Source organism: Streptomyces sp. NPDC090045 (assembly GCF_044747975.1).
Lineage (GTDB): Bacteria > Actinomycetota > Actinomycetes > Streptomycetales > Streptomycetaceae > Streptomyces.
This window is the reverse complement of the sequence record NZ_JBIVFA010000003.1, coordinates 71,199-97,501: the sequence shown is the minus strand read 5'-3', so window position 1 is coordinate 97,501 and position 26,303 is coordinate 71,199. Positions and strand designations below refer to the sequence as shown.

Sequence of the window (26,303 nt, the reverse complement as noted above, 5' to 3'; positions counted from 1 at the left end):
CGGTCGGCGGTGGCTTTGGCTGTGGCTTTGGCTGTGGCGGTCACACCGATGGTGAGACGAGCGGCACCCACCACTCGAGGCGGGTGCCCGACTCACCCGCCGCCCGTGAGCTGACCTTCACGCTGCCGCCGAGCCTGTCGGCGCGTTCCGCGAGATTGCGCAGCCCGCTGCGGCGGCCGCCTTCGGGCAGGCCGACGCCGTTGTCGGCCACGGTCACGGTGAGGACGCCGTCGGCCGCAACGATGGAAACCTCCGCACGGGTGGCCTCGGCGTGGCGGGCGACGTTCGTCAGGGCCTCCCCGAGTACGGCGAGGACCTCGTCGGCGACCGCGGGCGGTACGTCGGTATCGATGAGCCCCTCCATGCGCAGGGCCGGGGCGAATCCGAGGGCCGCGGCGGCCTCGTCCACGGTCTGGACCGTGCGGGAGCGCAACTTGGGCGTCGCGCCGGGTGCCTCGTGATCGCGGAGCCCGAAGATGGTCGAACGGATGATCTTGATGGTGGCGTCCAGGTCGTCGATGGCGCGGGCCAGGCGTTCGGACGCCTGGGGATGGTCGACGAAGCGCTGGGCGCTCTGGAGGGTCATGCCGGTGGCGAAGAGGCGCTGGATGGCCAGGTCGTGGAGGTCTCGGGCGATGCGGTCGTGGTCTTCGAGCAAGCTCATCTGCTCGGCGTCGCGGCGCCGCTCCGCCAGTTCGAGGGCGAGGGCTGCCTGACTCGCGAATCCGGGGAGGGCGGCGACCTCGGCGGTGGCGAACCCTGCGCGGCCGTGGCGTCGGGCCAGGACCAGCACTCCGCTGAGTTTCCCCTTGGTGCCGACCGTGACCGCCACGGCCGGGCCGAACCCCGTCCACCGCTCCGGCTGGACGGTGACGAGCGGGTCGGTCGCCACGTCCGCGACCGTGATCAGACCGTCCCTCGCCACGGCGGCCTCGGCCAGGGTCCCGGCGGTGCTCGGCAGGACGATGCCCCGGTGTGCTTCGGCGCCGTCCCCCAGGGCCAGGGAGCCGCACAGTTCTCCGGATGGTCCCAGCAGGTAGAAGACACCCATGTCGGCCCTGGTGATGTCCTTGGCCCGCGCCAGCATGCCTGCGAGTACCTCGTCCTGGGGGGCGCCGGAGAGCAGAGCGCTGGTGATGTCCGAACTGGCGGCCAACCAGCGCTCGCGCAGGCGGACTTCCTCGAAGAGGCGGGCGTTCTCGATGGCGATGCCGGCGGCGACGGCAAGAGTGGACAGGACCGCCTCGTCCTCCTCGTCGAAGGCGACGCCACCGCGCTTTTCGGTGAGGTAGAGGTTGCCGAAGACGTCCTCGCGCACACGGATGGGAACGCCGAGGAAGGAGTGCATCGGCGGGTGGTGGGCCGGGAAGCCGTAGGAGGCGGGGTGCTCGGACAGCTCGGACAGTCGCAGGGTTTCCGGGTGCCGGATCAGCTCGCCGAGGATGCCGTGGCCCGAGGGCAGGTCGCCGATCTGCGCACGGACGTCGTCCGTGATGCCCACGGGAAGGAACTCCGCCAGCTTTCGGTCGTCACCGATGACGCCGAGGGCGCCGTACTCGGCGTCCACGAGGACGACGGCGGCCTCGACGATGCCGCGCAGGACCTGGGGCAGGTCCAGCTCGCGGCCGACCGACATGACGGCCTCGAGCAGGCCGTTCAGCCGGTCGCGGGTGCCGCGGACCTCGTCCATGCGTGCCTGGAGCTCGTCGAGCAGCTCGTCCAGCCGCAGGCGTGGCACGCCACCCCGGGCGGGCCGGCCGTCTGCGCACATGTCCCACCTCCGGCCGACGGGAATGATCGAGAACCACCTCCTTCACCGTAGTCCCGGCGGGAGCGGAGTTCCCTCCCGGCAAGGTGCCACTGCTGCATACGGCGGACCATGTGCGACTCGGCGTTCAGGCCGTGTCCGGGTGCTTGCGTCTCCGTGATCATGTCTTTCCGTGGAACGCGCCCCGCATGCGCCGGGCGGCGATGAATGCCGCCGGCCGGGCCGCGAGCAGACGCCACGGCCGCGGCCAGGACGAGGAGGCGCTGCCACACGCGGCTTCGGCCTGCGTCAGCCCGGCCCTGCCAGGGAGGCGGCAAGCGGCGCGTCGGTCGTGCGACTGCTCAGGCCGGCCTTCACTCCGTCGGTACGGTGATCACCGGGCAGTGCGCCCGGTGCAGGAGTCCGTGGACGACGGAACCGAGCCGCATGCCGGTGTACCCGCCGCGGCCGCGGCGGCCCACGACGACGGCCAGGGCGTGCTCGGCGGCCCGTGCCAGCTGCTCGACGGGGTGGCCGGTCAGGACCTCGTGGGTGACGTGCACGTCCGGGTACTTGTCCGACAGCCCGGCAGTGGCCTCGGAGAGCACGGTGCGCTGAGCCCGCAGAGCCACCTCCTCGTCGCCCAGCGTGAACACCGGCCGCTGCCACACGCAGACGACCCGGAGCGCGGCTCCGCGCAGATCGGCTTCGTCGAAGGCGAACGCCAGCGAGGCCGTGGCGGACGCGCTGCCGTCGATGCCGACGACGACGTACGGCGGCTGCTGACTGATGTGCTCCGCGTCGCCCACGACGACGACGGGGCAGCGGGCCTGGGCGCTCACGGGGACCACGATCGATCCGGCGCTGAAGAACTCGGCGGTGCGGCTCAGGTGCCGGGAGCCCAGCACGACCAAACGGGCTTCCTCGGCCACGCTGCCCAGGACCGAGACAGGAAACCCTTCCAGCAGATCGCCGGTGACCTCCAGCTCCGGATGCCGGTCGCGTACCCAGCTGCAGGCCTGTTCGAGCCTGTCGGCTCCCGCCTGCCGCAGGGCTGTCCGGCCAGGTGTGCCGTCGACGTGGTGAGCGTCGTGCCGGGGCGGCACCGCGAGCACCGGACGCAGGGGGAGCCGACGGCGTTGCGCCTCGTCGGCGGCCCAGGCCAGGGGCAGGTGCCAGTCCCTGGCCGGGTCGATTCCGACGACGACGTCACGGTCCCGGGGGCCCGTCATGACCGGCCCCCGAAGTCGCTGCCGGTTCGGGGGATGAACAGGACGGGGCAGTGCGCGTGGTGCAGCACGCTGTGCGTGGTCCTGCCCAGATTCCGGGCGAGTCCGAGGGCGCTGGGGACCCGGCGACCGCCCATGACGAGCAGGTCGGCGTGGCGGGAGGCTTCGACCAGGACGCCGGCGACGGAGACGCTCTTCTCGGCGTCGGCCCGCACTTCGAGATCGGGGAACTCGTCGTGGACCGCGTCCGTGACGGCCCGGAGGGCGTCTGCGTGCGCACCTGCGATCGCGTCGACGCCGTCGAGCATGCTGACGACCTCGCCGACGGACTCCATCACGTTCCACACGTGCAGGAGCCGGAGGGATCCCTTGCGCAGTTCGGCCTCGCGCGCGGCGTACCGGGCGTGCAGAAGGTCGTGCTCGTCGCGGACGGCGGCGAGCACGGTGCCGGTCTCCTCTGCCCCGTCGATGCCGCGGACGACGATGACCGGGGTCATGGCGGCGGCAGCGACGTCCAGACCGACGGAGCCGAGCATGAGGGAGGTGAAGCCGCCCAGGCCGCGGTTGCCCACCACGATCGTGCCGTGCAGGGCTCCGGCCTGGTGCAGGCTGTGGGCGGCGTCCGCGCGGCTGAACTCCGTGCTCACGTGCAGACCGGGGTACTCGTCCGTCACGGCCTTCGCCGTGTCGTCCAAGAGTCGCCGGCCGTTGGCGCGGACCCGTTCGATGGTCTCCGCCGACAGGTACAGCGCCCTGCTGTCGGTGTCGGCCCCGTAGACGATGTGCAGGGGGCGGTCGCGGAGTACGGCCTCCCGCGCTGCCCACATGGCGGCGGCGCGGGCCGTGTCCGAGCCGTCCACGCCTACGACCACCGTGCTTGTGTCCGGGGTGCGGAATGTGCTTTCCACGGTTCCTCCCAACCGAGAAGCCAATGCGGACACCACTCACGCTGGCACCGGCAGCGCCCGGTGCGGAGGGCCGCACGGGACCACGATCGGGACCAATGGTCCCCATCGCCCCGGCGCCGCCCCATCGCCCCGGCGCCTCCCCGTTCCTCCGGCCCGCATGGCCCTTACGGCCCCCGGACGGGGCCGTTCGGCCCTCGATCGTCGGCGGGCACGGGCGGATGGTGGGGGCTCACCCGACTCGGACACAAGCCTCGCGTGTTACGGCGAGCAGGAGGGCGTCATGAAGCACATCAAGGTGGCGGATCTGATGACCGACGAAGTCGTCTCCGTGGCCCCGGGCACCGCCTTCAAGGACGTCGCCAAGCTCCTCGCCCAGTACGGCGTCTCAGGGCTGCCCGTCCTGGACGACGAGGACCGTGTGGTGGGTGTCGTTTCGCAGACGGACATCCTGGCCCACGCGGCGCCGGAACCGCGCCCGGCTCGGCCGGCCGTTCCACCGGCTGGACCGCCCACTGCCGGAGACGTCATGTCCACGCCTGCGGTCACCGTCCACGCCGAAGAGACCGCCGCCGACGCCGCCCGGCTGATGACCCGCCGGGGCATCGAGCGGCTGCCCGTCGTGGACGAGGAGGACCGGCTGGTCGGCATCGTCACCCGCAGGGACCTGCTGCGCCTGTTCGTCCGCCCCGACTCCGAGATACGCCGGCGAGTCACCGACGAGGTCCTCACGGAGGTACTCGGCGTGCCGGCCGGCGACATCGACGTCCACGTGCTGGACGGCTTCGTCACGCTGAACGGCCGCGTCGAACGCCGGAGTCAGCTGGCTGCGCTCCTCAGCCTCGTCGAACGACTCGATGGAGTCGTCGCCGTGGCATCGCACGTCGGAGCCCGAACCGACGACACACTGGCCACGTACGCCGGCCACGCACGCGATGCGCAGCCGTGGTGAGGAGGTGCCGACCGGGATGGGAGAGGTTTCAGCCGTGAAACACCACGTGGCCGTCGGAGTCGACGGCTCCCCCGAGAGCCGGGCGGCCGCGCGCTGGGCCGCTCAGGAAGCTGTGCTGAGGCACGTACCCCTGCGTCTCGTCCACGCCGTCGACTGGCCCCTGGACCCGGTGTTTCCGGGTCTGGGCCGCCAGGACGTGGATCGCTGGGCTGACCGGGCTCTGACGGAGACGGCGGAGGAACTGCACCGACTCCATCCCCTGCTGGAGATCACCACTCGCCGTCCGGCCGCCCAGCCGGCAGCGGCCCTCGCGGCCGAGGCCACCGACGCCGGACTGTTGGTCCTGGGCTCGCGGGGCCTGGGCGGGCTGGTCGGGTTCCTCGTCGGCTCGGTCGCGATGTCCGCCCTCGTGGCCACCGACACCCCGACCGTCATGGTGCGGATCGCCGACGACCCGGACAGCCCTCAGGCCGGTCCCGGCTCCGAAGTCGTCGTGGGGGTCGACATCCACGAAGCCTGCGACCGTGTGCTCGCCTTCGCCTTCGAAGAGGCGGCCCGGCGGAACTGTGCACTACGGGTCGTGCACGGCTGGAAGATGCCAGCCGCGTACACGTACGTCCCTTTCATCGACCCGGACGACGAGCGGGACATCGGCAGGAGCATCACGCACATGGTGGACGACTTGCTGCTGGCCTGGCGGCACAAGTTCCCGGACGTGGACGTCAGCCCCAGCGTCCGCATGGGATCCGCGGGCGACCATCTCGTCCGGGCTTCCCAAGGCGCCGGGCTCGTCGTCGTCGGACGCCACCTGCGCCGCTCCCCCCTCGGAACGCACCTGGGCTCCGTCGCCCACGCCGTCCTGCACCATGCTGCCGCTCCAGTGGCCGTCGTCGCCCACGAGTAGAAGGCCGGAGCACACCTTTGGCGGCGGACTTCACCGCCCCGGGCCCGAAGCCGGGCAGAGCTGACCGGGACGGAGGGCCGTTCGGTCCCGGGTAGGGCCGCTCGGGCCCTACCCGGAGCACGGCGAACGGCGGAGCCTGGAAGAGCCGATCAGCCACAGGAGGAACGCCATGCCGAACCGGACCACGGTGGGTGTGGACGGATCGGGCGCCGCCGGCACCACGACCGACCGTGCCGCGCGCGAGGCCGACCACGCCCGCCCACCGGTCGCCGTCGTGGCACACGACTGAGGCCGCACAGAACTGAGGCCGCACAGACAGGAACAGTCCCGTGACCGCAACCATCCTCGCCCCCGGCACCGTCGCCGAGCTCGTCGGCGACGCCGTCACCGCCCCGTCCATGCACAACGCGCAACCGTGGAAATTCGTGTTCAGCCCTGAAGGCAATGTCATCGAGCTGCACGGCGATCCGGACCGCGCCATGACACGGACCGACCCGGATCACCGGGCTCTCCACCTCGGTTGTGCGGCTGCCCTGTTCAACCTGCGCGTGTCTGCGGTCCACCACGGACTCCGGGCTCGCGTGCGGTTGCTGCCAGACGGCTCCCGGCCGTGGTTGCTGGCGACGGCGGCCCTCGACGGGCCCTCCGACGAGGACCACGAGCTCGCCGCCCTGCATTCCGCTCTACGGCGGCGGCACACCAGCCGCTTCCCGTTCGGTGACGAGCCGGTACCGGACGCTCTCATGGACGGGTTGAAGAGCGCCGCCCGTCTGGAGGGTTGCCGGCTGACCGTCCCGGGCGCCTGGCACATCGAGACCGTGCTCGGGCTGGTGCGGGACGCAGAGCACCGGGAGGACATCGATCCGCTCGTCCGGGCCGAGACCTCTGCCTGGGTTTCCGATACGCGTGCCGCGACCGGAACACGCGGCGACGGCATTCCCGCCGCCGCGTTCGGTCCGCGCAGTTCCGCAGGCCCCTCCCCCGTACGCGACTTCGGCCGGGACCTTCCTGCGGCGGATCGCGGCTGGGCCGTGTTCGAGAAGCGGCCTCAGCTGGCCCTGCTGGGCACCCCGGCGGACACGCGGGTCGACTGGATGCGGGCCGGACAGGCGCTGGAACGTGTCCTCCTCCAGGCCACCGCCGACGGCCTGGCCACCTCGATGACCTCGCAGGCCCTCGAATGGCCGGAACTGCGGTGGACGGTCCGCGACCCGCTGGAGGTCATGGGCCACGTCCAGATGGTCCTGCGCCTCGGCTACGGGCCCCCCGGGCCCGGAACACCCCGCCGCCCTGTCGCCGACGTCCTGGAGATCCGCGAGTGAACACCCCTCAGGGCCCAAGATCTCGGCGCTGCACCACCAGATGAGCCGATACGAGACCCAGCGCCCCGGCACCGACCCTCTTCCACCGTCACGTCGGCCACCGGCATACCGAGCAGCTCGCGCAACGCGCCCACCACCTCGCTCGGCGGCACGGGCAGCTCCACCCGGTCGCCGTGCCGGCGCGGGGGCCACCGCTCCGAGCCGCCCAGGGGCCGGGCCCCCGTCCCGTCCACGAAGGACCTGCACCAAGCCGAGCTTCTGCTTCATGCCGCGCGAGTAGCCTCCGACAGGGCGGGTGAGAATCGCGTGCGTCAGCCCCAGCCGTTCGCACAACTCCCCGCGGCGGGGTACGGCGGCGCCTTGCGTCACCGGGTCCGGCCCGAGCACCCTGGCGCGGCCTTCGCTCGGCCGGAAAGCCCGGTGAGACAGCGCAGTGTGGTGGTCTTCTCCGCGCCGTTCGGCCCGAGGAAGCCGGACAGCTTCCCGGATCACACAGTCCGCCTGCCCGCTACATGACCGCGTCGTTCAGCCAGCCGCTGTAGGGCGTGAGCGACACCTCCCGCGGCGCGGTCCCGGCCCTCACCATGTCGCCGTAGGCAATGCGCTTGAGCTGGGCGGCAAGTTCCTCCAGCGCGCGGGCTGCGGCGAGTTCGTCGCCGATCTCGGGAACGTCCTCGTCCGCGGGGTTGCAGCGGGCAGTGCCGTGCCCGGTGAGCCGGTTGGTTCCGGTGTCGAGTTCGACGCGGACCTTGGTGGTGCGGTCCTCCTCGAACAGGTAGACGCGGGTCTTCCATTCGATGGTGTGAGACATGTGTTCCTCCAGAGGTTCAGGAGCGGTGACGGCGTAGCCGGCCCAGCGGCGGGAATGCGGAGTCCCTGGTTGGCGGCCCGCGGCGCGACCGGCGTCCGTCCAGGCGCTCCGTCCGACCGCGACACCACAGATCACGGCCAACGGGCAGGCCGGCGCGAAGGCGGCACGCAAGCGGGCGCGGGCGCGGGTGTCGTCGGCGTCGCGCCTGAGCGGATTGCTCTCCGTCCCCGGCCCGCGGTGGTGCATGACACGCCTCCGTGCTGTGTCCGTGCCGGAGCGCAGGCTCGGCCAGCAAGCTCGGCGCTGCCGGCCACGTGCTCGCCCGAAGCCCGACGGGGAACTATTCGGCGGGTCCGTCCGGCCGGACGATCGTGACCGGGCAGGGAGCATGGAGTGCCACCTGCTGGCTCACCGAACCGAGCAGGGCCCGGCGGAAGCCACCGTGGCCGCGGCTGCCCACGACCAGCATGTCGGCACCCACTGCCTGGTCCACCAGGACCTCGGCGGGATTGCCCCGTACCAGTCGCTCGTGGACCTGGGAGGCACCGCCCTCGCCGAGGACCGTGCGGACCTCCTCGACCAGGCGCCGCTCGGCCTCCTCCTCGTCGAAGTCGGCGTCGACCGCGGGAGCCGACCACGTTCCGGCGCCGGGCAGGTCCCAGGCGGTCACTACTTCCACCTTCCCACCCACCAGGCCTGCGTACCGGACCGCCCAGCGCAGCGCGGCCTGGGACGACGACGATCCGTCGACACCCACGACCACCCGCGGAACCTCAAGCTGCCTGTCCATCCCGACTCACCCTTTCCGGTGCGAACGCTTCCCCAACCGGCGGATGCCGGCGGACTCGATCTAGTGCTGGGGCGAACGGAACCACCTCTCCTGACCTGCTGAAACGCTCTCTCGCTTGTCTCCGGGCAGAACGCGGAGCACGGGGCCCAGGGGCGCCGTCGAGGCGGGACCTGCCGTCGACGACGACCGCGTCCACTTCGTTCATGACCCGTGGGCCACGCGACGGCCGGTCAGCCGGACGGGGGTGAGTTTCATCCAGTGGGTACGCGGCCCGCCGGCCCAGGGCTGGGACCGGGCCGTAGTCGTCAGGTGCCGGATCTCCTCGGGCTCCGTGACGGCTTCCAGTTCACCCACCGCAAGGACGCTCCAACCGCCGGCGGTGACGTCGTCGATGTTGTCGATCTCGAAGGCGACCACCGTGCCTGCCGCTCTGGCCGCGAGGGCTTCCGCGGCGGTGCGGAACGCGATGTCGGGGCCTGCGATCAGGTAGTTGACCGGGAGGACCGCCGGGCCCTCGGGGGTGAAGACGGCGATGCGCCCCACTCCGTGCGTGCCCAGCAGCGTTCGGCACTCGGCCTCCTCCAGCGCGACCAGCGCGGTGTCCCTGCGGGCCGTGGATCGGCCGCGGACGTGGTCGGCGCTCGCGCCGGTCAGGTCGTCGACCGTGACGCCGAGTACGTCGGCCATGCGGACGAGGGTGCCGATGGCGGGAGAGGCTGCGTGCTCCTCCAGGTAGGTGATGTAGTTGCCGTCGGCTCCGCACTTCCGGCCCAGTTCTTCACGGCTGAGACCGAGGGCGGTGCGGCGGGCTGCGATGCGGCGGCCGAGGTCGGTGCGGCCTGCCGTCTCGCCGGACTGCTGGCGGCGAGTGCTCGGCGTGCTGTTCACGGCACTCACCGCTCTTCCGGCGGAACGGCGACCGTGTCGTGCTGCGGTCCGCCGAGCACGACCTTGAGGGCGCCGGTTTCGCCGGCGTGGGAGAAGACGTCGTACGCCTCTTCCATCTGGTCGAGCTCGAAGCGGTGGGTGACCATCGCGGCCCCGGGGAGGCGTCCTGCGGCCATCATGCGCAGCAGCATGGGGGTGGAGTGGGTGTCGACGAGACCGGTGGTGATGGTGACGTCCTTGATCCAGAGGTCTTCGAGGTGCAGGGTGGCGGGCTTTCCGTGGACGCCTATGTTGGCGACGCGTCCGCCGGGGCGGACCATGCGGGTGCACATCTCGAACGTCTCGGGCACGCCCACGGCTTCGATGACCACGTCCGCCCCGAGCCCATCGGTCAGGTCCTCCACCAGCCGCTCGGGCTCCTCCTCCGCGTCCGCCGTGGCGTCGGCACCGAGGTCCCGCGCGGCGCTGAGCCGGGATGCGGCGAGGTCGACGGCGATGATCCGCCCGGGGCTGTAGAGCCCCGCCGTGGCGATGGCGGCCAGACCGATGGGTCCGGCACCGACCACGACGACCGTGTCGCCGGGGCGCACGTTCCCGTTGAGCACGCCCACCTCGTAGGAGGTCGGGAAGATGTCGGCGAGCAGTACGGCATCGTGGCTGCTCACGGCGCTGGGGAGCGGGTGGACGGAGAGGTCTGCGAAGGGGACGCGCACGTATTCGGCCTGGGTGCCGTCGATGGTGTGGCCCAGGACCCAGCCGCCACCCCCGCGGCACTGGCCGTAGTGGCCCTCGCGGCAGAACCGGCAGCGGCCGCAGGAGGAGATGCACGAAATCAGCACGCGATCGCCGGGACGGACGTTGCGCACGTCGCCGCCGGTTTCGACCACGGTTCCGACGGCCTCGTGGCCGAGGATCCGGCCGGGTGTCACTTCGGGTACGTCGCCCTTGATGATGTGCAGGTCGGTGCCACAGATGGTGACGGCGTCGACCCGGATGATCGCGTCGGCAGCGTCCTTGATCGCGGGGTCCGGGACGCCCTGCCAGGAGGTCTGCCCAGGGCCTTGGAAGACGAGTGCCTTCATGACTGCGGCCTCTCTGTGCTGCGCGGGAAGGGGTCACCGCCAGGCTGTTCCCACGGGCCTCCGTCCCGCATGGGCCGGTCGGTCCCTCCATGGGGACCAGTGGGCTCTCTGCGTCGCGTCGCGGTGGATGCGAGGGTGGAATCCGGCACCCGTCCCGCGAAGGGAAGGCCGCTGACATGTCCCGGTCGGCCCCGCCTGCCGCCTCCCGGCCGGCGCTGCTGAGGTTCCTCGGCGGTGTCCGGACGGTCACCGGCAGCAAGTTCCTGATCGAGAGCGACCACGCCCGGATACTCGTCGACTGCGGGCTCTTCCAGGGTGTCGCGGCCCTACGACGCCGCAACAGGGACAAGCTGCCCTGCGACGCCTCCGGCATCCCCCGTGCCGGTCGGCAGCGAGATCGAGATCATGGCCGGCACCAGGCTCACCCTCCACCACGCCGGCCACATCCTCGGCTGCGCCTGGGCCCTGGCCGTCGAAGGTGTAGCCGGCGTGCACTGCCGGCCCGAAGGCCCCGCAGTACGATCCCGACCGCGCGGCAATCCCCTCCCCCCGCCCAGCGTCCGCACCGGCCACCCTCATGTCTTCTCGTACTCGTCGTGGCGGCGCAGCCAGTGCGCCTCCTCACCGTCCTCGTGGCGCCCCAGCGGTGTCCGGTCGAGGAGGCCGTAGTAGGCCATCGCGGGCTCAAGGCCACGCGCGGTGGTGACGTACGTCCGATAGACGGTGCCGTCCGACAGTGCGTAGCAGCTCAGTCCGGGTCCCTCGGTGACATACCCGAGCACGTCCGTGCCGCACGCCTCCGCCATCTGGCTCACGGTCGGCGGAATCCCGCCCTCCAGGAACGGCCTCAGCTCCTCCTCCGTATACGTGAAACCGAGGTCGCGGTGGAAGTCGCCGCCGCCGGCGGAGACCCAGTCGAAGCTCCAGCCCATCCGCTCCCGGTAGGCGAGGAGCTTGTCGATCGGAGCCCGCGAGGAGCAGATCAGCGTCACGTCGCGAGCCTCGAGGTGGACCGCATTGGGGTCGAGGGTGTCCGCGATCGAGGAACAGACCGGGCATCCGGCCTCGTATGGCGGTCCGAACATGAAGTGGTAGACGAGCAGTTGCGAGCGCCCGTCGAAGAGGTCCGCGAGCGACTTGGTCCCGTCCTCGGTCTCGAACCTGTAGTCCTTCTCGACCCGCACCCGGGGAAGGCTCCTGCGCTTCCGAGCGAGCGCGTCACCGCGCCGGGTCAGCTCCTTCTCCTCCACCAGCAGTTCTGCTCGGGCTGCCTCGAATTCCTCCTGCGTGCCGACTCTGTGCTCGGGCATTGTCCTTCCCTCCTGTGCGGGAGCAGAACACCGCATCGCGGCGGGCGGTCGTCCGCAGCGGCTGCCGTGAGTGCCTGCACAGGCGTTACCCGTCGCCCTACGTTCACCGTACGCGCGCGGCGCGGCGCGAGCCCGACCAGCAGGAGCCTCGACCCTCGACCGAACACAGCGACAGGCCGACAGAGATCGGCGGCGCCCTCTACCGGCGTCCCAGGTTTTGAGCCTTCCAGTTCTGTGATCTGCTGGAGGTGTCGTCAGCCCCGTCTCGAGTACGGGTGGGTGTACCACCGCCATCGGTGCGGGAGGTGTCTGAGGCGGCAGGCTGCTCGCGTCCCTGGGAGGCGTTCCATGCCGCACTTCCGGCCGGCCCCGCCGGCCCCCACGCGGCCCGGTGTGCTCCTGCCCGCGCGTGACCTGGCGGTCGCGTGGCTCCTGATGGTGCTGCTCGCCGCGCTGGCGTGGGTGCTCACCGTCGGCCAGTCGCGCCACATGGGCATGGAGCCCGGCACCATGGGCCTGGGGCTCCCGCTCTTCCTGCTGCTGTGGGTGGTCATGATGGCGGCAATGATGCTGCCATCGGTGGCACCGGTGGCCATCACGTGGGTCCGCGGGATCAACCGCGGCTCGGCCGGCCCCGTCCGCGCCCTGCGGATCGCCGAATTCGTCAGCGGATACCTCCTCGCCTGGACCGGATTCGGGCTGCTCGCGTACGGCGCCCTGGCCGCGACCGGACACCTCGTGGACCTCGATCCCGGGACCGGTCGCTGGATCGGCGCCGCCGTGTTCCTCCTCGCTGCGGCACAGCAGTTCGGGCCACTGAAGCGAGTCTGCCTGCGGCACTGCCGCAACCCGATGTTCCAGCTGCTCCAGTACTCACGCTTCCGGCCCAGGGCGAAAGACCTGCGGGTGGGTGCACACCACGGGCTCTACTGTGTCGGATGCTGCTGGGGCTTGATGATCGTCTTGATTCCCCTCGGCGTCATGAACGTGGCCGCAATGGCCGCCCTGGCGGCCATCATCTTCCTGGAGAAGCTGTGGCGGCAGGGACCCTGGCTGAGCTGGGCCGTCGGCCTCGCCTTCCTTGTCCTGGCCGTACTCGCCCCCTTCCAGGACTGGCTGCTGCCCGGCCTGGACACAACTGGTCCGCCCATGGACCAGATGACCGGCCGGACAGGATGAGCGGTCGCAGTGCACCCCCGCGGAACGCGGCCCGTACGGCGGTCGCCTTCCCCTTCCAACGCCAGCGGCTGTCCGAGCTTTCGCCGGCGTGGCAGCGGGTGGAGAATTGAACATGACCCGTACACCGAGCGCCTGGGTGGACTTCCGGTGGGGCAATCGCCGACGTGGGCCCATCCGTACGGGCCACGAGGAGGCGAGGAGATGTCCGAGACGACAGCGACGGTTCCGAGATGGCATGCGGCCGGTGACTGGTTCGATACGTGCAGGTGCAATGTCCCCTGCCCTTGTTCGTTCGCGCAGCTGCCCACCTACGGTGAATGCGACGGTGTCCTGGCCTGGCACATACGCGAGGGTAACTACGGCGAGGTACGGCTGGACGGCCTCAACGTGCTGATGCTCGGCTCCTTCGTCGGGAATGTGTGGGCCGAGCACACCGACACGTACGCAGCGGTCTTCCTCGACGAGCGCGCGGACGACGCGCAGCGCGAAGCCCTGCAAATGATTTTCGGTGGCCAGGCCGGCAGCTGGCCCTCGGAAATGGTGGGCATGATGGACGCCGAGATGCGGGGCATGGATTTCGCCCCCATCGAGATCGACGTGGACGAGGACCTCGGAGGCTGGCGGGCCACGATACCCGGCCGGGTCGAGGCGAGCGCGGAAGCGCTCACCGGACCGACGACACCGGTGGGCGCCCGGGTCCAGTCGACCAACCTGCCAGGCTGCGAGACCGGGCCGGGACAAGTCGCGACGTGGGGCCGCTCCACGGCGGACCGTGCCAATGCCTTCGGCTTCCACTGGAGCCGGGACGGCCAGTCCAGCAAGCACATCACCTTCGACTGGACGGGCCCCGACTGACGTTACGGGCACTGCGACCCTGCGGCCGGGCTGTTAGCTCTGGATGACGTCGGCCGGCGCGGCGTCACGGTCACCGGGCGCGTGGTCACTGGCCAGGGCGAGCCAGCGCAGCGCCGCTTCGCAGGGTCGCCGCCGTCGCCAGCCCTCCGTATGCGCGGTTCAGGCATCCGAGGAGGGCCGGCCCGGCTCTGGTCCTCATGGTTTCCTACATCCCTTGTACGCGTACGCAGTTGGATCACACGTTCTTCCGCGAACGGACACTCAGGGCCGGGTGGGCCCCGGCTAGGATCACGGTGTGATGACAGCTCGGTCGCGTTCCGGCGGCCAGTCGACCACCTCGCCGGTGCGCCGACTGGTCACTGCCGGGCTGGCCTTGCTGCTGCTCAGCCTGGTCGGCGTGTGCTGCTCTTTGGCGGAGCACGGCAGCGAAACGGCGGGCGTACAGGTCGCCTCCGTCTCGTTGGCCAACGCGGATGGTCAGACAGAGGCATCTGCCACGGGCTGCCCCCGGGGTGAAAGTCACTCGGGGGTCGAGGGTGCGCGCCGCTCGAGCGCACCGTCATGGACGGCGGACAAGCCCGATCTCGCCAAGGTGCCGTACGACCGTCGGACTTCTCCGAGTGCCAGGTGTGCGCCGCCCGCTGAACGGGTGAAGCAACCCGCCGGCGCTTCCTCTGCCCACTTCAGATCACAGGTCGTCCTTCAGGTGTAGGCGTCGGACCTTCCGACGACACCCCACGCGCACGCCGCGGAATTCACAGATTTACCCACAACACGGCGTTATGTTCAATGCGCCTCGGCTTCTGGCCTCGAATTCCTGCCGCGCGTGCGCGCACCCGCCCCTGTCGCTCCCCACCCCCTGCGGCTGGGGAAGTGACTGCTGCTCGGAGGATCTGTGCTCCGCCTGCCCCCGCCGCGCTTGACCCGCCGGGTTCCGCCTTGGCCGGAAGTTCTGCTCTCCTGTGTGCTGATCGTGCTGCTCCTGGCCGCCGTGCACTGTTCGTCCTACCTCCCCAACGACGGCCACCAGCACCTCTCCCTGTCCGCACCGGCTGCGCCGGACGGACACCCGGAGCCCTCCGAGGAGCAGGAGCACCCGGACCGCCCGCAGCACGGCCACGGCTCTGCGTGCACCTCTCCTTGCCTGACCACATCAGCCTCTACGAACGAGGTCCCGCGCCCGGCCGAGGGGCCGGCAGCCCTCGCCTCTCCGGAGCAGCTCAGTGCGCTGCCAGTGGAGCAGGCGGCCCCGACGGCCCCTTGCTCCGGTAGATCATCCATAGCCCGCACCGGTCGTTCCACGCTGACCGACGTTTGCCGGTGGCGGATCTAGGCCGCTCGTCCCGCAGCCGCACGCGGCTGCCGCATGCCGCCCTCCGGGCCGGGGCCCTGCCTCCTGATGCCCGGCCGGTCACGGCATGCCACGCGAACGAGTAGCCGACGCCATCACCGACCGAACGAAGGCACAGTCATGCATTCTTCGACCACCGACACGTCGTCCAAGGGCCGTTCGGCCCTGTCAGAACTGGTGGGCAACACCCCGCTCCTGCGCATCTCCGAACCGCTCGCGCCGACGGGGCGGGGCTTCTGGGCGAAGCTGGAGGGCTTCAACCCCGGCGGCATCAAGGACCGCCCCGGCCTGCACATGGTCGAACGGGCCCGCGCCCGCGGCGACCTGAAGCCCGGTGCGCGGATCATCGAGTCCACCAGCGGAACCCTGGGCCTCGGCCTCGCTCTGGCGGGCATGGTCTACGGGCACCCTGTCACCCTGGTCACCGATCCGGGCCTCGAGCCGTCCATGACCCGGCTGCTGACGGCGTACGGCGCCCAGGTCAACATGGTCTCCGAGCCGCACCCCGCGGGCGGCTGGCAGCAGGCCCGCCGCGACCGCGTGCAGCAGCTCACGGCACAGCACCCGGGCTCCTGGTGCCCGGACCAGTACAACAACCCGGACAACACCGCTGCCTACACCCCACTGGCCCTCGAACTGGCCACCGAACTACGCCACATCGACGTGCTGGTGTGCAGCGTCGGCACCGGTGGCCACTCCGCGGGGATCTCGCGCGTACTGCGGCAGCTCTACCCCGAACTGACGCTGGTAGGGGTGGACACCATCGGCTCGACGATCTTCGGGCAGCAGGCCCGGCCGAGGTTGATGCGGGGGCTGGGGTCGAGCATCTACCCCCGCAACGTTGCCTACGACCGCTTCAGCGAAGTGCACTGGGTGTCCCCGGCCGAAGCCGTGTGGACCTGCCGTCAGCTGGCCGGCTCTCACTACGCCACCGGCGGTTGGAGCGTCGGAGCAGTGGCACTCGTCGCAGGCTGGCTGGCCCGCTCGCTCCCGAAGGACACGCGCATCGCAGCGGTTTTCCCCGACGGCCCCCAGCGGTACCTCGGCACCGTCTACGACGACGGCTACTGCGCCGCCCACGGTCTGCTCGGCTCCCCTCCGGCGCCCGAACCGGACCTCATCGGCCGACTGGACGAGAAGGAGGTCACCCGCTGGACCCGGTGCACTGCCGTCGTCGACCCGCTCACCCTCGGCGGAGCTCAAGGGAGCGAGGCCGGCAGCGAAGCCGATCTGAAGCGCGCGTCGGACCCGCAGGAGCAGGCCCGGTGAAGGACACGATCGCCCAAGTCCGCTCGTACAACGGCAGCGTCCAGCTGTTGATGGTCAACCAGTTCACCATCAACCTCGGCTTCTACATGCTGATGCCCTACCTGGCCACCCACCTGGCCGGGCCGCTCGGCCTGGCCGGATGGCTGGTCGGCCTGATCCTCGGCGTACGCAACTTCAGCCAGCAGGGCATGTTCCTCATCGGCGGGACACTGGCCGACCGCCTCGGCTACAAGCCGTTGATCATCGCCGGGCTCGTGCTGCGCACCGTCGGCTTCGCGACCCTCGGACTGGTGGAGTCCGTCCCCGCCCTGTTGGCCGCGTCCGCCGCGACCGGGCTGGCCGGTGCCCTCTTCAACCCTGCCTCCCGCGCCTACCTGGCCGCCGACGCGGGCGAGCGCCGCGTGGAGGCCTTCGCCCTGTTCAACGTCTTCTACCAAGCGGGCATCCTGCTCGGCCCGCTGGTCGGCATGATCCTGACCGGCGTCGATTTCAGCGTCACCTGCCTGGTGGCCGCAGGGATCTTCGCGATCCTGAGCCTCATCCAGATCAGGGCCCTGCCGGCCCGGCGCCCCGATCACACGGACGCCTCCGACGGGGTCCGCGAGGGTGTCCTGCGGCAGTGGCGGGGGATCTTCGCCAACCGTCCGTTCCTGCTGTTCTCGCTCGCCATGGTCGGCTCGTACGTCATGTCCTTCCAGGTCTACCTGTCCCTGCCGCTGGAGGTCAGGCGCCTGGGGGGTGAAGGACGGTTCGGGACTGCCGCGGTAGCGGTCCTCTTCGCGGTTTCCGGACTGAGCACGATCGCCCTCCAGACCAAGGTCACCGCCTGGTGCAAGGCCCGGATGGAGCCGGGCCGGGCGCTCACCTGGGGGCTGCTGGTGATGGGGGCGGCGTTCGTCCCGCTACTCCTCGCCTCGGCCGTACCCGTACCGGACGGCGGGGCAGGCTTGTGGCTCCTGGCCGGGATGCCGCCGGCGCTCTCGGCACTGCTGCTGGCGCTCGGCACCATGATCGCTTACCCCTTCGAGATGGACACCATCGTCCGCCTCGCGGGCAACCGTCTCGTGGCCACGCACTACGGCCTCTACAACACCATCTGTGGAATCGGTATCACGGTCGGCAACCTGCTCACCGGCATGGCTCTGGACGCCGCACGCAACGCCGGGGTGCCGGCACTCCCGTGGGCGGCGTTGGGGCTGCTCGGCCTGGCCTGCGCGGCGGCGCTCCACGCACTGCGCCGTACGGGTCGGCTGTCACCTGCCCGAACCGAAGGAGGACGTCAGGCCATGGCCGCCTGACCAGCGCCAGGACGTACGCGCACACCGCCTCTCACGACGCCCGCGAGCCGGCGTGAGCCACGTCGCGGAGCGCGGACAGGGTGCGGCCGGCGGCATTCCGCCGGCCGCACCGTTCGTTCCCGGAGACAGAGCTCCTCGTAGACAGCGACCTCGCCTCGCCGCCTGCGGATGAGGCCGCTTACGATGCGGACATGGACGTCCAGGTGAAGCGAGCGATGAAGCCTTTCGGGCTGCGCTCGTACCTGCTCCTCGTCCTCGCCGTACTCGCGGGGCTGGTGGCCATGCATGGCCTGGGGCCGGGCGCTTCCGTCCCGGCGCGCGCCCACGCAGCGGCCGGTTCCCACCACGCGTCGGCCGCCGGCCACGAAAAGGTCGCCTCCGATACTCCGTGCCACGACAGCTGCGTTCACGCCGGTGATCCGGTCGGTGGCGGACGCGGCGGGCATGCCGAGCACGCCGATGCGACGTGCGCGGCCACCGGAACGGCCGGTTCACCGGTCCTGCCCGCGCCCGCGGTCCTGCCCGGCATGACCGACGCCGAGGCGGTCCTCGCTCACGGGATCGTCCCCGACGCCACCGCTTGCGGGCGGGCCCCGCCGTCACTGAGCGAACTACAACTCCTGCGCATATAGGGCGGCCCCGGCATGCCCGGCCTCACGCGGCCGGTGACCTTGCCCCTCAGCCCCGCCCTTCCTCAGCACGCCCGCATCCGCGCGTGCTTCACAGCAGGAGTTGCACCACCATGACCACCAAGCGTTCCCTGATCCGCCGCGCCACCGCCGTGGCCGCGGCCGCCACCACCGCCCTCGTTCTCGCCGCCTGTGGCGGGAACGGCGACGAGACCGGTTCAGCCGGCAGCGGCCGGAACACGGCTTCCCCGGCCGCCTCCGCCCCGGCGCAGCAGGGCGACCACAACGCGGCCGACGTCGCGTTCGCCCAGGGGATGATCCCCCACCACCGCCAGGCCATCGAGATGGCCGATCTCGCCGCTACCCGCGCCGAGTCCGCCGACGCGAGGAAGCTCGCCGGCGAGATCAAGAAGGCTCAGGACCCGGAGATCAAGACCCTCTCCGGCTGGCTCACCTCCTGGGGCGAGCAGGTCCCGGCCGGGGGCGGGGGCCACGACGGGCACGACATGTCCGGCATGATGTCGGGCGAAGAAATGAAGCAGCTGGAATCCTCCTCCGGCAAGGCGTTCGACACCGCCTTCCTCCAGCTGATGGTCAAGCACCACGAAGGCGCCGTCGCCATGGCCAAGACCGAACAGTCCGACGGGAAGTACCAGCCCGCCAAGGACATGGCCGGGGCGATCATCGCCTCCCAGAGCGCTGAGATCGCCCGGATGAACACCCTCCTCGGCAAGAGCTGACCGGCATCAGCACGCCCGGTGCGGGCAGTCGGCCGCTACTGCCCGCACCCCCGCCGACCCCGGAACTGGGCACCTCCACGGTCTCGGCGTGGACCCCGCCGACGGCAGCCTCTACGCGGCTGGGCACCTCGGCGTCTTCCGACTCGGCCCCACCGGTGCCGTACGGATCGTGACTGCGGCAAGCCGCACTCACCTGCCGGCCACCGATACGAAGGACGGCGGCGGCACATGGACCGTCGTGCACCGGCCGGGCCGTGACACAGGGCATGACATCTCCGGAGCCAGCTTCAAGATCACCCATCGGAGGGAACCCTGCTGGGCCCACCCCGCAGACCTGTACGGGGCCGCGGCTAGGATCACGGCGTGAACCCGGCCCGGCCCCGTACCTCCGTGCTGCGGACCCGCATCCTCGCGGGCCCGCGATGCGTGCTGCTGGCGGCCCTGCTGGTGTTCGCCTTCCTCTACTCGCACGGAGTCAGCCTCGACGGCGTCCGTGGCCACACGGACACGGCCGTCGGCGTCGTCACCCCCGGCGTCGGTCTGGCGGTCACCGAGAGCACCTCGGACGACCACCACGGCGAGGGACACGGCTCGTCCCACTCGGCCGAGGAGTGCGCCACCAGCGGGCCGCCGCAGCAGCCGACGCTGGCCCCTCCCGCCGAGCACGCCCTGACGCAGGTCCTGCCCGCGGTGCCGGCTGCAGCCCCGGACGCGAACGCGGTCCCCGCGTCTGCCCTGGGCGGCTCACCTCCGCCGGGCACGACAGCGATCCTGCGCATTTAGACCGCTCCAAGCTCCCGGCGCCCCTGTGGGCCGTCGGCGAGCTCGCGCTGCCCGCACACACATATCCCTGCCCGCCCCCGTAGGGGCCGGGCCCGGTGCAGCCTGCCCTCCGGCATTCGCTCCTGCCATGACCCGCGACGCGACCGTCGCCGCCTCGGCGTGCCTGCACCCGTACATCCGCCAAGGAGTTCCCCGTGACACCCACCCAGATCGCTGACCGCGCCGCGGCCGCGCCCGCCACCGAACCCACGCCGACCGGCCGTACGGCGATCCGCGAAGCCCGTTCCCGCCGCAAAGCCCTCCTGGCCAGGTACCTCGGATACGTCGGCTACTTCGTCGGTGCCGGGCTGATCAGCGGCGCGGTCGTCCACCACCCCCTCGACCCCGCCCGCTACACCCGCATCGCCCTCTACGGCGTCCTGGTCTTCCTCGCAGCGACTGCCCTGAACGAGTTCCTGCTCACCCGCCGCAAGCCGACGTTCAAGCAGGTGGCGGGCATCATGGGCGCCTCCCTGCTCCTCTCCTTCGGCATCGGCATGCTCAGCGGCGGCCTCCAGCACTTCGAGGACTTCCCCGCTCGCGCCACCGCCCTCATCCCCGCCGGCATCCTGCTCTCCTTCATCGCCTACGTGATCAAGGACGAGCACGTCTCGTGGCGGCGCGTCTTCGGCCTGGCCGGACTCGCCGTCCTCATCACCGCCCTCGCCGCCTTCGTCGGCCTCCGCTACGTCGCCTCCTCCATGGCTCCGGAATCGGGCGGCGGCCACAGCCACGGGACCGGTTCGGACGGGAACGAGACACACCAGGAGGAACCGACCGTCACCGGCAGCACGCAGCCCGCACCTCAGACCCAGCCGTCAGCTCCGAAACGCACCGCTCCCGCCACTCCCCAGGACGAGAAGCCCCACAACGACGGCCACGGGCACTGACCCCGCGGATCACACCACCGGCGGCTGCCCGGCACCACCGAGCAGAACGGCCAGCAGCCGCCCCGTGATCACCTTCGGATCGTCTCCGCTTCCGGGCGCGCGAGCGGGGTCAGCGCGGGCGTGATCCGCTGTGGAGTTCCACGTACAAGAGGTGGGTCAGCAGCGCGCGCAGGGCCGTGTAGACGACGCCGTTCAGGGTGAGCCCGTTGTGGGTCGGGTACGCCGGGTCGTTGCTCGCCCGGTAGATCCACCGGGAGATCTGGCTCCAGTTGTTCTGGAGGGCCACGTTGTCCGCGCCCATGGCAGTCCTGGTGCCCGTGCCGATGTTGCCTCGGATGGTGTCGAAGATCCTGCCGAAGCGCGCGGCTTCGGCGGTGGCTTGGATCGTGAGGGTGAGCGCCTCGCCGACTTGGGTGGCGCCGCGGCCGCCGCCGTTTTCGAGCCGGTGCCGGGCGCCACCCAGGACGAGCAGGGCGTTGTGGAGGTTGGGGCCGTTGACGACGTCGTCCGTACGGTTGTTCCCGCCGGGCAGTGAGACGTAGTTGCCGCCCCACGGCAGGCGGGTCGCCGGCGTGGGCAGGTTCAGGACGTGATTGAAGTCCTCGGGCCAGGTGTCGTTGAAGGCGTAGTGCCGGCCCGGGTTCTGCTCGGTGCCGGGGGCGTAGAAGCCGGCGAGGTAGAGGTTGTTCGCCCAGAAGTACAGCGAGACGACCTGGCTGCCCCGGCGCAGGACCCGGATCTGGATCAGGCGGGACAGCTGGGTGGTGCTCTCGTCGATGTTCTCGGCCGACCGGAAGTCGTGGCCACTGACCCGGTGGATCCGGTCGATCAGGCCGTAGTAGGCATCGTGGGCGCTCCTGCCGCCGTTCTCCAGGGAGTCGATGTTCCAGTCGACGACCGTGTTCGGCTGGGTGGGGTCGGCCTGCGCCGCGGGCGCGGTCAGGCCGACGAGGCCGGCGCAGAGCGCGAGCGTGACGACGGAGCCTACGAGACGCCGGCTCGATCGCGCGAACAGCTGCGCCGAGCGCAGCAGTGGCATGAAGGACATGGGAGCTCCATGAGTTGGGGGAGCCGCCGGCTCACACCGGCAGCGGAAGGGAACCCGCGCTCGACGAACTGGCCTTCCCAGAGGCTTCGTTCGGGCCTGCCAGGAGGGTGGTCCGGCAGCGCGGGCCCGCCCCCACGTTAGGTTCGCCACCGTCCCCCCGGTGGTCCCCCAGTGCACGGCGTCATCCCGTCAGTGCACGGTTCCCCGCCCTCGGGAACCGGGCGGTGCACGCCGTGACCTGCCACCAGCGAAGCGTGAGTTGTCACGGGTGCCGTCACCCGTTTGACTTCGCCTACGGGTCGGTCCGTTGAGCGGCGCCCAGGTTGGAGGGGAACCTACAGATGTTGATCGACAGTGCGGCCATGGCCCCCGCCGAGCGGGCCGAGGCGATCCGCGAGGCCATCTGGGACAGCGTGGTGCGGGTGGAGATCACTCATCAGCCGGACCCCCGCCTGATCCGCACGGTGGGTGCGATCAGCGCTGTCGGTCCGTTGAAGGTCTGCTCGGTGCGTGCCAACGCCACCACCATCCGTCGCACCCGCTCGCTCGCCCGCGATGACCTGGAACCGAGTGTGTTCGTCGGGCTGCAGGTCACTGGTAGCAGCATGGTCGTCCAGGACGGCCGGGAGGCCGTCCTGGAGCCCGGCGATCTGGCGCTCTACGACACCACCCGCCCCTATACGCTGCTCAACAGGGACGGCATCCACCAGCACTTCTTCCGCATCCCGCGGGCTGAACTCGCCCTTCCCGCCGCCACGTTGAACCGTGTCACAGCAGTCCGTCTCAGCCGTCGGGACCCGCTGGCCGACCTCACCGCCACCTGCCTGCGGCGCATCGCCCGTCACCAGGCCCGCCCGGCCCCCTCCTCCGTGCCCAGCATGGACGCGGCAGGCCGGCCGGGCATCGAGCTGCTCCGTGCCCTCGTCACGTCCCGGCTCGGCGACCGGCGCAGCGCCGCCGAACCCCTGCACGACACCCTGCACCTGCGCGTTCTGGACTACGCCCGCACGCACTTGGGCGACCACGACCTGACCCCGGAACGCATCGCGGCTCATCACCACATCTCGCGTCGCTGCCTGTACAACACGCTGTCGCGCAAGGGCATCTGCCTGGGCGACTGGATCCGGACACAGCGCTTGGAACGCTGTCGTGACGAACTTGCGGCACCTGCCGCACGCCACCGACCGATCTCCGCCATCGCCTGGCGCTGGGGCTTCCCGAACGCCGCCCACTTCAGCCGTACCTTCAAACATGCCTACGGCCTCACTCCGAGCGAGTGGCGGGCCCTGCACGCCGCGGCACGGTGAGCCGGCCCTTTGCTCTCAGGTGTCCTCGCGGGCGATCGGGACGGTGGGGCGGAGCCGGTGGCGCCGCCACTCGCTCGGGGTGACTCCGTAGGCCTCACGGAAGCGCCGGGTGAAATGACTGGGGCTGGTGAAGCCGCAACGGGCCGCCACGGCGGATACGGGCAGTTCGGCACGACGGGGCGACGCCAGCAGGCGGCACGCCGCCTCCAGTCGCTCGCCGATGAGCCACTGTTCCAGACGAATGCCCGCACGACCGAGCACCACGTACAGCTGCCGCTTGGATATGGCGTGTTCTACGGCGATGCGGTCCGGGCCGAGGTCGGGATCGGTGAGGTGGCGGCGCGCGTAGGCCATGATCCGGGCCACCAGGGAACTGTCCATGGCCGCTCTGACCTGGCGGTCCCGCTCGTCGTGCGCAGCCGACGTCAGGAGGGCTCGCACGAGCTCGGTGGTGGCGTTCGCGAGGGCGGCGGCTCCGGGGTCCGCCTCCAGGCGGCCCGGATCCTGCCAGAGCGCCCGCAGGTGACCCAGGAGGAGGTCGTGCAAGGGACTGGCCCGCAGCCGTACGGAGGCCCGCAGCACTGTGTCGACCGGTACCCCGAGGTATTCCATGTCCATGGTGATGGCCTGCGAGGCCCCGTGTCCGGACCAGCCGTATGTCCGCGGCGCGAGCTCGTGGAAGACACAGATGTCCTCCGGTCCCAGGGCGAATCGCCCGCCCGCCTGCTCGGCGCGGTGCACGCCCCTGGTCTGGAGTGAGACCGAGACCACCGGACGGTCCCGGTGCCCGCGCACGTGCCTGGCCGTCCGCCGGACCTCGAAGCCCGAGCACCGCACGTCGAAGAGGTCCAGCCCGCCGACCCGCCATCCTTCGATCCGGGCTCGCATCCCCGACTCGGGCTCTTCGTGAACGATGTCGTTCGGCACGGAGGTGTCCGTCATCGCGTGGTGGAACGCGTCCACCCGGTCACGCGGTGCGAAGTCCCTCCAGGTCCAGCAGCAGCACGAACTACCCCTCCGTCAAATGTTGTTGGAATCCGATGCTGTTCATCCTCCGGGGAGCCGTCCCCGCCCACTTGTCCACGAGTGCACATCCCTGTTCTCCGGAGCCCTGCACCGAGGGGCAACTCCCCTGCGTGGACAGGCGACCGCCCGCCTTCCCACCCGTCTAGCTTCGGACTGCGCCGCTGCCCGGTACGGCGTGGGCATACGCCCTTCGATCCGACGAGAGGTCCCGTCCATGACCGATCACACGCCCGTCAGGCCCGTACTCGAGCCGGCCGCCGCCGACTTCGCGGAAGCGACCGGGACACCGCCGTTCCTGTTCCAGATCCCGCCGGCCGAGGGCCGCAAAGCCGTCGACGAGGTGCAGTCGGGCGGCATCGCCAAGCCCGATGTGGACGAGGAGTGGGTGACCGTTCCGGGCGGACCCACCGGCGAGGTCAGAGCCCGGATCGTCCGGCCGGCCGGGGTGAGCGGCGCCCTGCCCGTCGTCCTCTACATCCACGGAGCGGGATGGGTGTTCGGCAACGCGCACACCCACGACCGCCTGGTGCGGGAACTGGCCGTCGGCGCCCGGGCCGCCGTGGTCTTCCCCGAGTACGGGCTGTCGCCCGAACACCGCTACCCCGTCGCCGTCGAGCAGAACTGGACAGTGGCCCGCTGGGTCGTCACCGACGGCGCCGGCCACGGTCTGGACGGCACCCGCATCGCCGTGGCCGGCGACTCGGTCGGCGGCAACATGGCCGCGGCACTGACCCTGACGGCCAAGGAACGCGGCGGACTCGCACTGCTCCAGCAGGTCCTCTTCTACCCCGTCACCGACGCCGCCTTCGACACCGGCTCCTACGACCAGTTCGCGGAGGGGTACTTCCTGCGCCGCGACGGGATGCAGTGGTTCTGGGACCAGTACACGGCTGACGAGGCGCAGCGGGCGGAGATCACCGCCTCCCCGCTGCGCGCCACCGCAGAGCAGCTGACCGGTCTGCCGCCGGCGCTGGTGATCACCGCAGAGGCGGACGTCCTCCGGGACGAGGGTGAGGCGTACGCGAACAAGCTGCGTGCCGCGGGCGTGCCCGTCACGGCAGTGCGCTATCAGGGCATCATCCACGACTTCGTCATGCTCGACGCACTGCGCGGAACGCAGGCGGCAGCGTCCGCGATCGAGCTCGCCGTCCGGGTCCTGGAGCGGGCACTGGCCGATGACTGAGCCGGAACCGGCGACCGGCGCCGTGCCGGCGACCGGCCCGGCCGACGGGGGAAGGTTCCGGGAGCCCGACCTGCGCCGGATGACGCGCATCAACCTGCGGCCCATCGCCTCGCCCATGCCGCTGGGCTTCTACTCCGTGGCCATCGCCTCGGTGATCGTCGGCTGCTTCCAGATCGGGCTCTTCGAGGAGGGCGCGCACCGCGCCGTCGGCCTGGCCATCCTGCCGGCCTTCGTGCTCCAGCTGCTGGTGAGTTGCTTGGCGTTCGGCGCGCGCGATGTGCTGGCGGCGACGCTCATGGCCTGCTTCTCGGGCCTGTGGCTGGTGAGTTCTCTGACCCTGTTCGTGGACGCGCCGGGTGGAAACCGGGTGCTGGGCGTCCTCAACGCCGTCTTCGCCCTCTTCGCCGTACTGATGGCATCCGTCGCGACCCCCAAACGGGCCTTGTGGCTGGTGCTGTGCACGGCCGTCCCCCGCTTCGCCGTGGCGGCACTCGCCAACCTCACCGGCGCGGACTGGCTGAGCACCGTCTCCGGGGTCCTCGGGCTCGTACTGGCGGCCGTCGCCCTCTACACGGCCTTCGCCCTGATGCTGGAGGACATGCGCGGCGAGCCGGTCCTCCCCATCGGCCGCAGCGGCCCCGCGCATCACGCCGTCGAGGGCGATCTGGCCTTCCAGTTGCACAACCTCGAACGGCAGGCCGGCGTACGCCGCACCCTCTGACCCCCGGCCCCCTGGCTTCCTGCCACTCCCCCTTCGAAAGCGAGC

General features: G+C 71.0%; 24 protein-coding genes. 14 read left to right on the top strand and 10 right to left on the bottom strand.

The window, feature by feature from the left end:
- Positions 1–40: 40 nt before the first annotated feature.
- From ACIPYQ_RS09450 to ACIPYQ_RS09440, 3 genes are all read right to left on the bottom strand, one after another.
- A complete protein-coding gene (locus ACIPYQ_RS09450; RefSeq protein ID WP_401247978.1) occupies positions 41–1,771 on the bottom strand; it encodes a GAF domain-containing protein in 1,731 nt (576 codons plus the stop codon).
- A gap of 350 nt (positions 1,772–2,121) precedes the next feature.
- Complete coding sequence (locus tag ACIPYQ_RS09445) at positions 2,122–2,979, bottom strand: universal stress protein (protein ID WP_401247975.1); 858 nt, start codon at positions 2,977–2,979, stop codon at positions 2,122–2,124.
- Complete coding sequence (locus tag ACIPYQ_RS09440; RefSeq protein WP_401247973.1) at positions 2,976–3,884, bottom strand: universal stress protein; 909 nt, start codon at positions 3,882–3,884, stop codon at positions 2,976–2,978. Before ACIPYQ_RS09440 ends, ACIPYQ_RS09445 begins: the two co-directional genes overlap by 4 nt.
- 280 nt (positions 3,885–4,164) lie before the next feature.
- Between ACIPYQ_RS09440 and ACIPYQ_RS09435 the strand changes: the two genes are divergently transcribed.
- The 3 genes from ACIPYQ_RS09435 (at position 4,165) to ACIPYQ_RS09425 (ending at position 7,059) form a co-directional block, all read left to right on the top strand.
- Positions 4,165–4,833: a CBS domain-containing protein gene (locus ACIPYQ_RS09435; protein WP_401247970.1), complete on the top strand. Its 669-nt coding sequence runs from the start codon at positions 4,165–4,167 to the stop codon at positions 4,831–4,833.
- A 34-nt stretch (positions 4,834–4,867) separates the two neighbouring features.
- On the top strand, positions 4,868–5,737 hold the full coding sequence (locus ACIPYQ_RS09430; RefSeq protein ID WP_401247967.1) for a universal stress protein: 870 nt from the start codon (positions 4,868–4,870) through the stop codon (positions 5,735–5,737).
- A gap of 329 nt (positions 5,738–6,066) precedes the next feature.
- The gene (locus ACIPYQ_RS09425; protein WP_401247964.1) at positions 6,067–7,059 is read left to right on the top strand and encodes an Acg family FMN-binding oxidoreductase; all 993 of its coding nucleotides are present in this window, start codon (positions 6,067–6,069) and stop codon (positions 7,057–7,059) included.
- A 508-nt stretch (positions 7,060–7,567) separates the two neighbouring features.
- Here ACIPYQ_RS09425 and ACIPYQ_RS09420 read toward each other — a convergent pair.
- The 5 genes from ACIPYQ_RS09420 to ACIPYQ_RS09400 all read right to left on the bottom strand — a co-directional run bounded on the left by ACIPYQ_RS09420 (position 7,568) and on the right by ACIPYQ_RS09400 (position 11,940).
- Positions 7,568–7,870: a dsRBD fold-containing protein gene (locus tag ACIPYQ_RS09420; protein ID WP_401247962.1), complete on the bottom strand. Its 303-nt coding sequence runs from the start codon at positions 7,868–7,870 to the stop codon at positions 7,568–7,570.
- A 340-nt stretch (positions 7,871–8,210) separates the two neighbouring features.
- Positions 8,211–8,660: a universal stress protein gene (locus tag ACIPYQ_RS09415; protein WP_401247960.1), complete on the bottom strand. Its 450-nt coding sequence runs from the start codon at positions 8,658–8,660 to the stop codon at positions 8,211–8,213.
- A 201-nt stretch (positions 8,661–8,861) separates the two neighbouring features.
- Positions 8,862–9,548, bottom strand: coding sequence for a helix-turn-helix domain-containing protein (locus tag ACIPYQ_RS09410; RefSeq protein WP_401247957.1), 687 nt, complete (start codon positions 9,546–9,548; stop codon positions 8,862–8,864).
- 5 nt (positions 9,549–9,553) lie between these two features.
- Entirely contained in the window at positions 9,554–10,630 is a 1,077-nt protein-coding gene (locus ACIPYQ_RS09405) for a zinc-dependent alcohol dehydrogenase family protein (protein ID WP_401247955.1), read from the bottom strand.
- A 575-nt stretch (positions 10,631–11,205) separates the two neighbouring features.
- Complete coding sequence (locus ACIPYQ_RS09400; RefSeq protein ID WP_401247953.1) at positions 11,206–11,940, bottom strand: DUF899 domain-containing protein; 735 nt, start codon at positions 11,938–11,940, stop codon at positions 11,206–11,208.
- Positions 11,941–12,288: 348 nt separating this feature from the next.
- Between ACIPYQ_RS09400 and ACIPYQ_RS09395 the strand changes: the two genes are divergently transcribed.
- The 8 genes from ACIPYQ_RS09395 to ACIPYQ_RS09360 all read left to right on the top strand — a co-directional run bounded on the left by ACIPYQ_RS09395 (position 12,289) and on the right by ACIPYQ_RS09360 (position 20,973).
- Positions 12,289–13,119: a DUF2182 domain-containing protein gene (locus ACIPYQ_RS09395; RefSeq protein ID WP_401247951.1), complete on the top strand. Its 831-nt coding sequence runs from the start codon at positions 12,289–12,291 to the stop codon at positions 13,117–13,119.
- 201 nt (positions 13,120–13,320) lie between these two features.
- Positions 13,321–13,974 carry a DUF1326 domain-containing protein gene (locus ACIPYQ_RS09390; protein ID WP_361763466.1) on the top strand — a complete coding sequence of 218 codons (654 nt, stop codon included), beginning with the start codon at positions 13,321–13,323 and terminating at the stop codon, positions 13,972–13,974.
- A 1,471-nt stretch (positions 13,975–15,445) separates the two neighbouring features.
- Entirely contained in the window at positions 15,446–16,594 is a 1,149-nt protein-coding gene (locus tag ACIPYQ_RS09385) for a PLP-dependent cysteine synthase family protein (RefSeq protein ID WP_401247948.1), read from the top strand.
- Complete coding sequence (locus ACIPYQ_RS09380) at positions 16,591–17,892, top strand: MDR family MFS transporter (protein WP_401247945.1); 1,302 nt, start codon at positions 16,591–16,593, stop codon at positions 17,890–17,892. The genes ACIPYQ_RS09385 and ACIPYQ_RS09380 overlap by 4 nt, the downstream gene beginning before the upstream one ends.
- Positions 17,893–18,083: 191 nt before the next feature.
- Positions 18,084–18,524: a DUF6153 family protein gene (locus tag ACIPYQ_RS09375; protein WP_401247943.1), complete on the top strand. Its 441-nt coding sequence runs from the start codon at positions 18,084–18,086 to the stop codon at positions 18,522–18,524.
- Positions 18,525–18,634: 110 nt separating this feature from the next.
- Complete coding sequence (locus ACIPYQ_RS09370) at positions 18,635–19,261, top strand: DUF305 domain-containing protein (RefSeq protein ID WP_401247941.1); 627 nt, start codon at positions 18,635–18,637, stop codon at positions 19,259–19,261.
- 363 nt (positions 19,262–19,624) lie between these two features.
- The gene (locus ACIPYQ_RS09365) at positions 19,625–20,044 is read left to right on the top strand and encodes a hypothetical protein (protein ID WP_401247940.1); all 420 of its coding nucleotides are present in this window, start codon (positions 19,625–19,627) and stop codon (positions 20,042–20,044) included.
- A gap of 194 nt (positions 20,045–20,238) precedes the next feature.
- Entirely contained in the window at positions 20,239–20,973 is a 735-nt protein-coding gene (locus tag ACIPYQ_RS09360; protein ID WP_401247937.1) for a hypothetical protein, read from the top strand.
- A gap of 109 nt (positions 20,974–21,082) precedes the next feature.
- On the opposite strand, the gene ACIPYQ_RS09355 is transcribed toward ACIPYQ_RS09360, so the two are convergent.
- The gene (locus tag ACIPYQ_RS09355; protein WP_401247934.1) at positions 21,083–22,021 is read right to left on the bottom strand and encodes a ribosome-inactivating family protein; all 939 of its coding nucleotides are present in this window, start codon (positions 22,019–22,021) and stop codon (positions 21,083–21,085) included.
- Between the two features lie 341 nt (positions 22,022–22,362).
- Between ACIPYQ_RS09355 and ACIPYQ_RS09350 the strand changes: the two genes are divergently transcribed.
- A complete protein-coding gene (locus tag ACIPYQ_RS09350; RefSeq protein ID WP_401247931.1) occupies positions 22,363–23,328 on the top strand; it encodes a helix-turn-helix domain-containing protein in 966 nt (321 codons plus the stop codon).
- Positions 23,329–23,343: 15 nt separating this feature from the next.
- Here the strand turns inward: ACIPYQ_RS09350 and ACIPYQ_RS09345 are convergent, their stop codons facing one another.
- On the bottom strand, positions 23,344–24,270 hold the full coding sequence (locus ACIPYQ_RS09345) for a helix-turn-helix domain-containing protein (protein WP_401247929.1): 927 nt from the start codon (positions 24,268–24,270) through the stop codon (positions 23,344–23,346).
- 298 nt (positions 24,271–24,568) lie between these two features.
- On the opposite strand from ACIPYQ_RS09345, the gene ACIPYQ_RS09340 reads away from it, so the two are divergent.
- Together ACIPYQ_RS09340 and ACIPYQ_RS09335 are read left to right on the top strand one after the other, a co-directional pair.
- The gene (locus tag ACIPYQ_RS09340) at positions 24,569–25,537 is read left to right on the top strand and encodes an alpha/beta hydrolase (RefSeq protein ID WP_401247926.1); all 969 of its coding nucleotides are present in this window, start codon (positions 24,569–24,571) and stop codon (positions 25,535–25,537) included.
- Positions 25,530–26,258, top strand: coding sequence for a GPR1/FUN34/YaaH family transporter (locus tag ACIPYQ_RS09335; protein WP_361763503.1), 729 nt, complete (start codon positions 25,530–25,532; stop codon positions 26,256–26,258). The genes ACIPYQ_RS09340 and ACIPYQ_RS09335 overlap by 8 nt, the downstream gene beginning before the upstream one ends.
- The last annotated feature ends 45 nt before the right edge of the window (positions 26,259–26,303 follow it).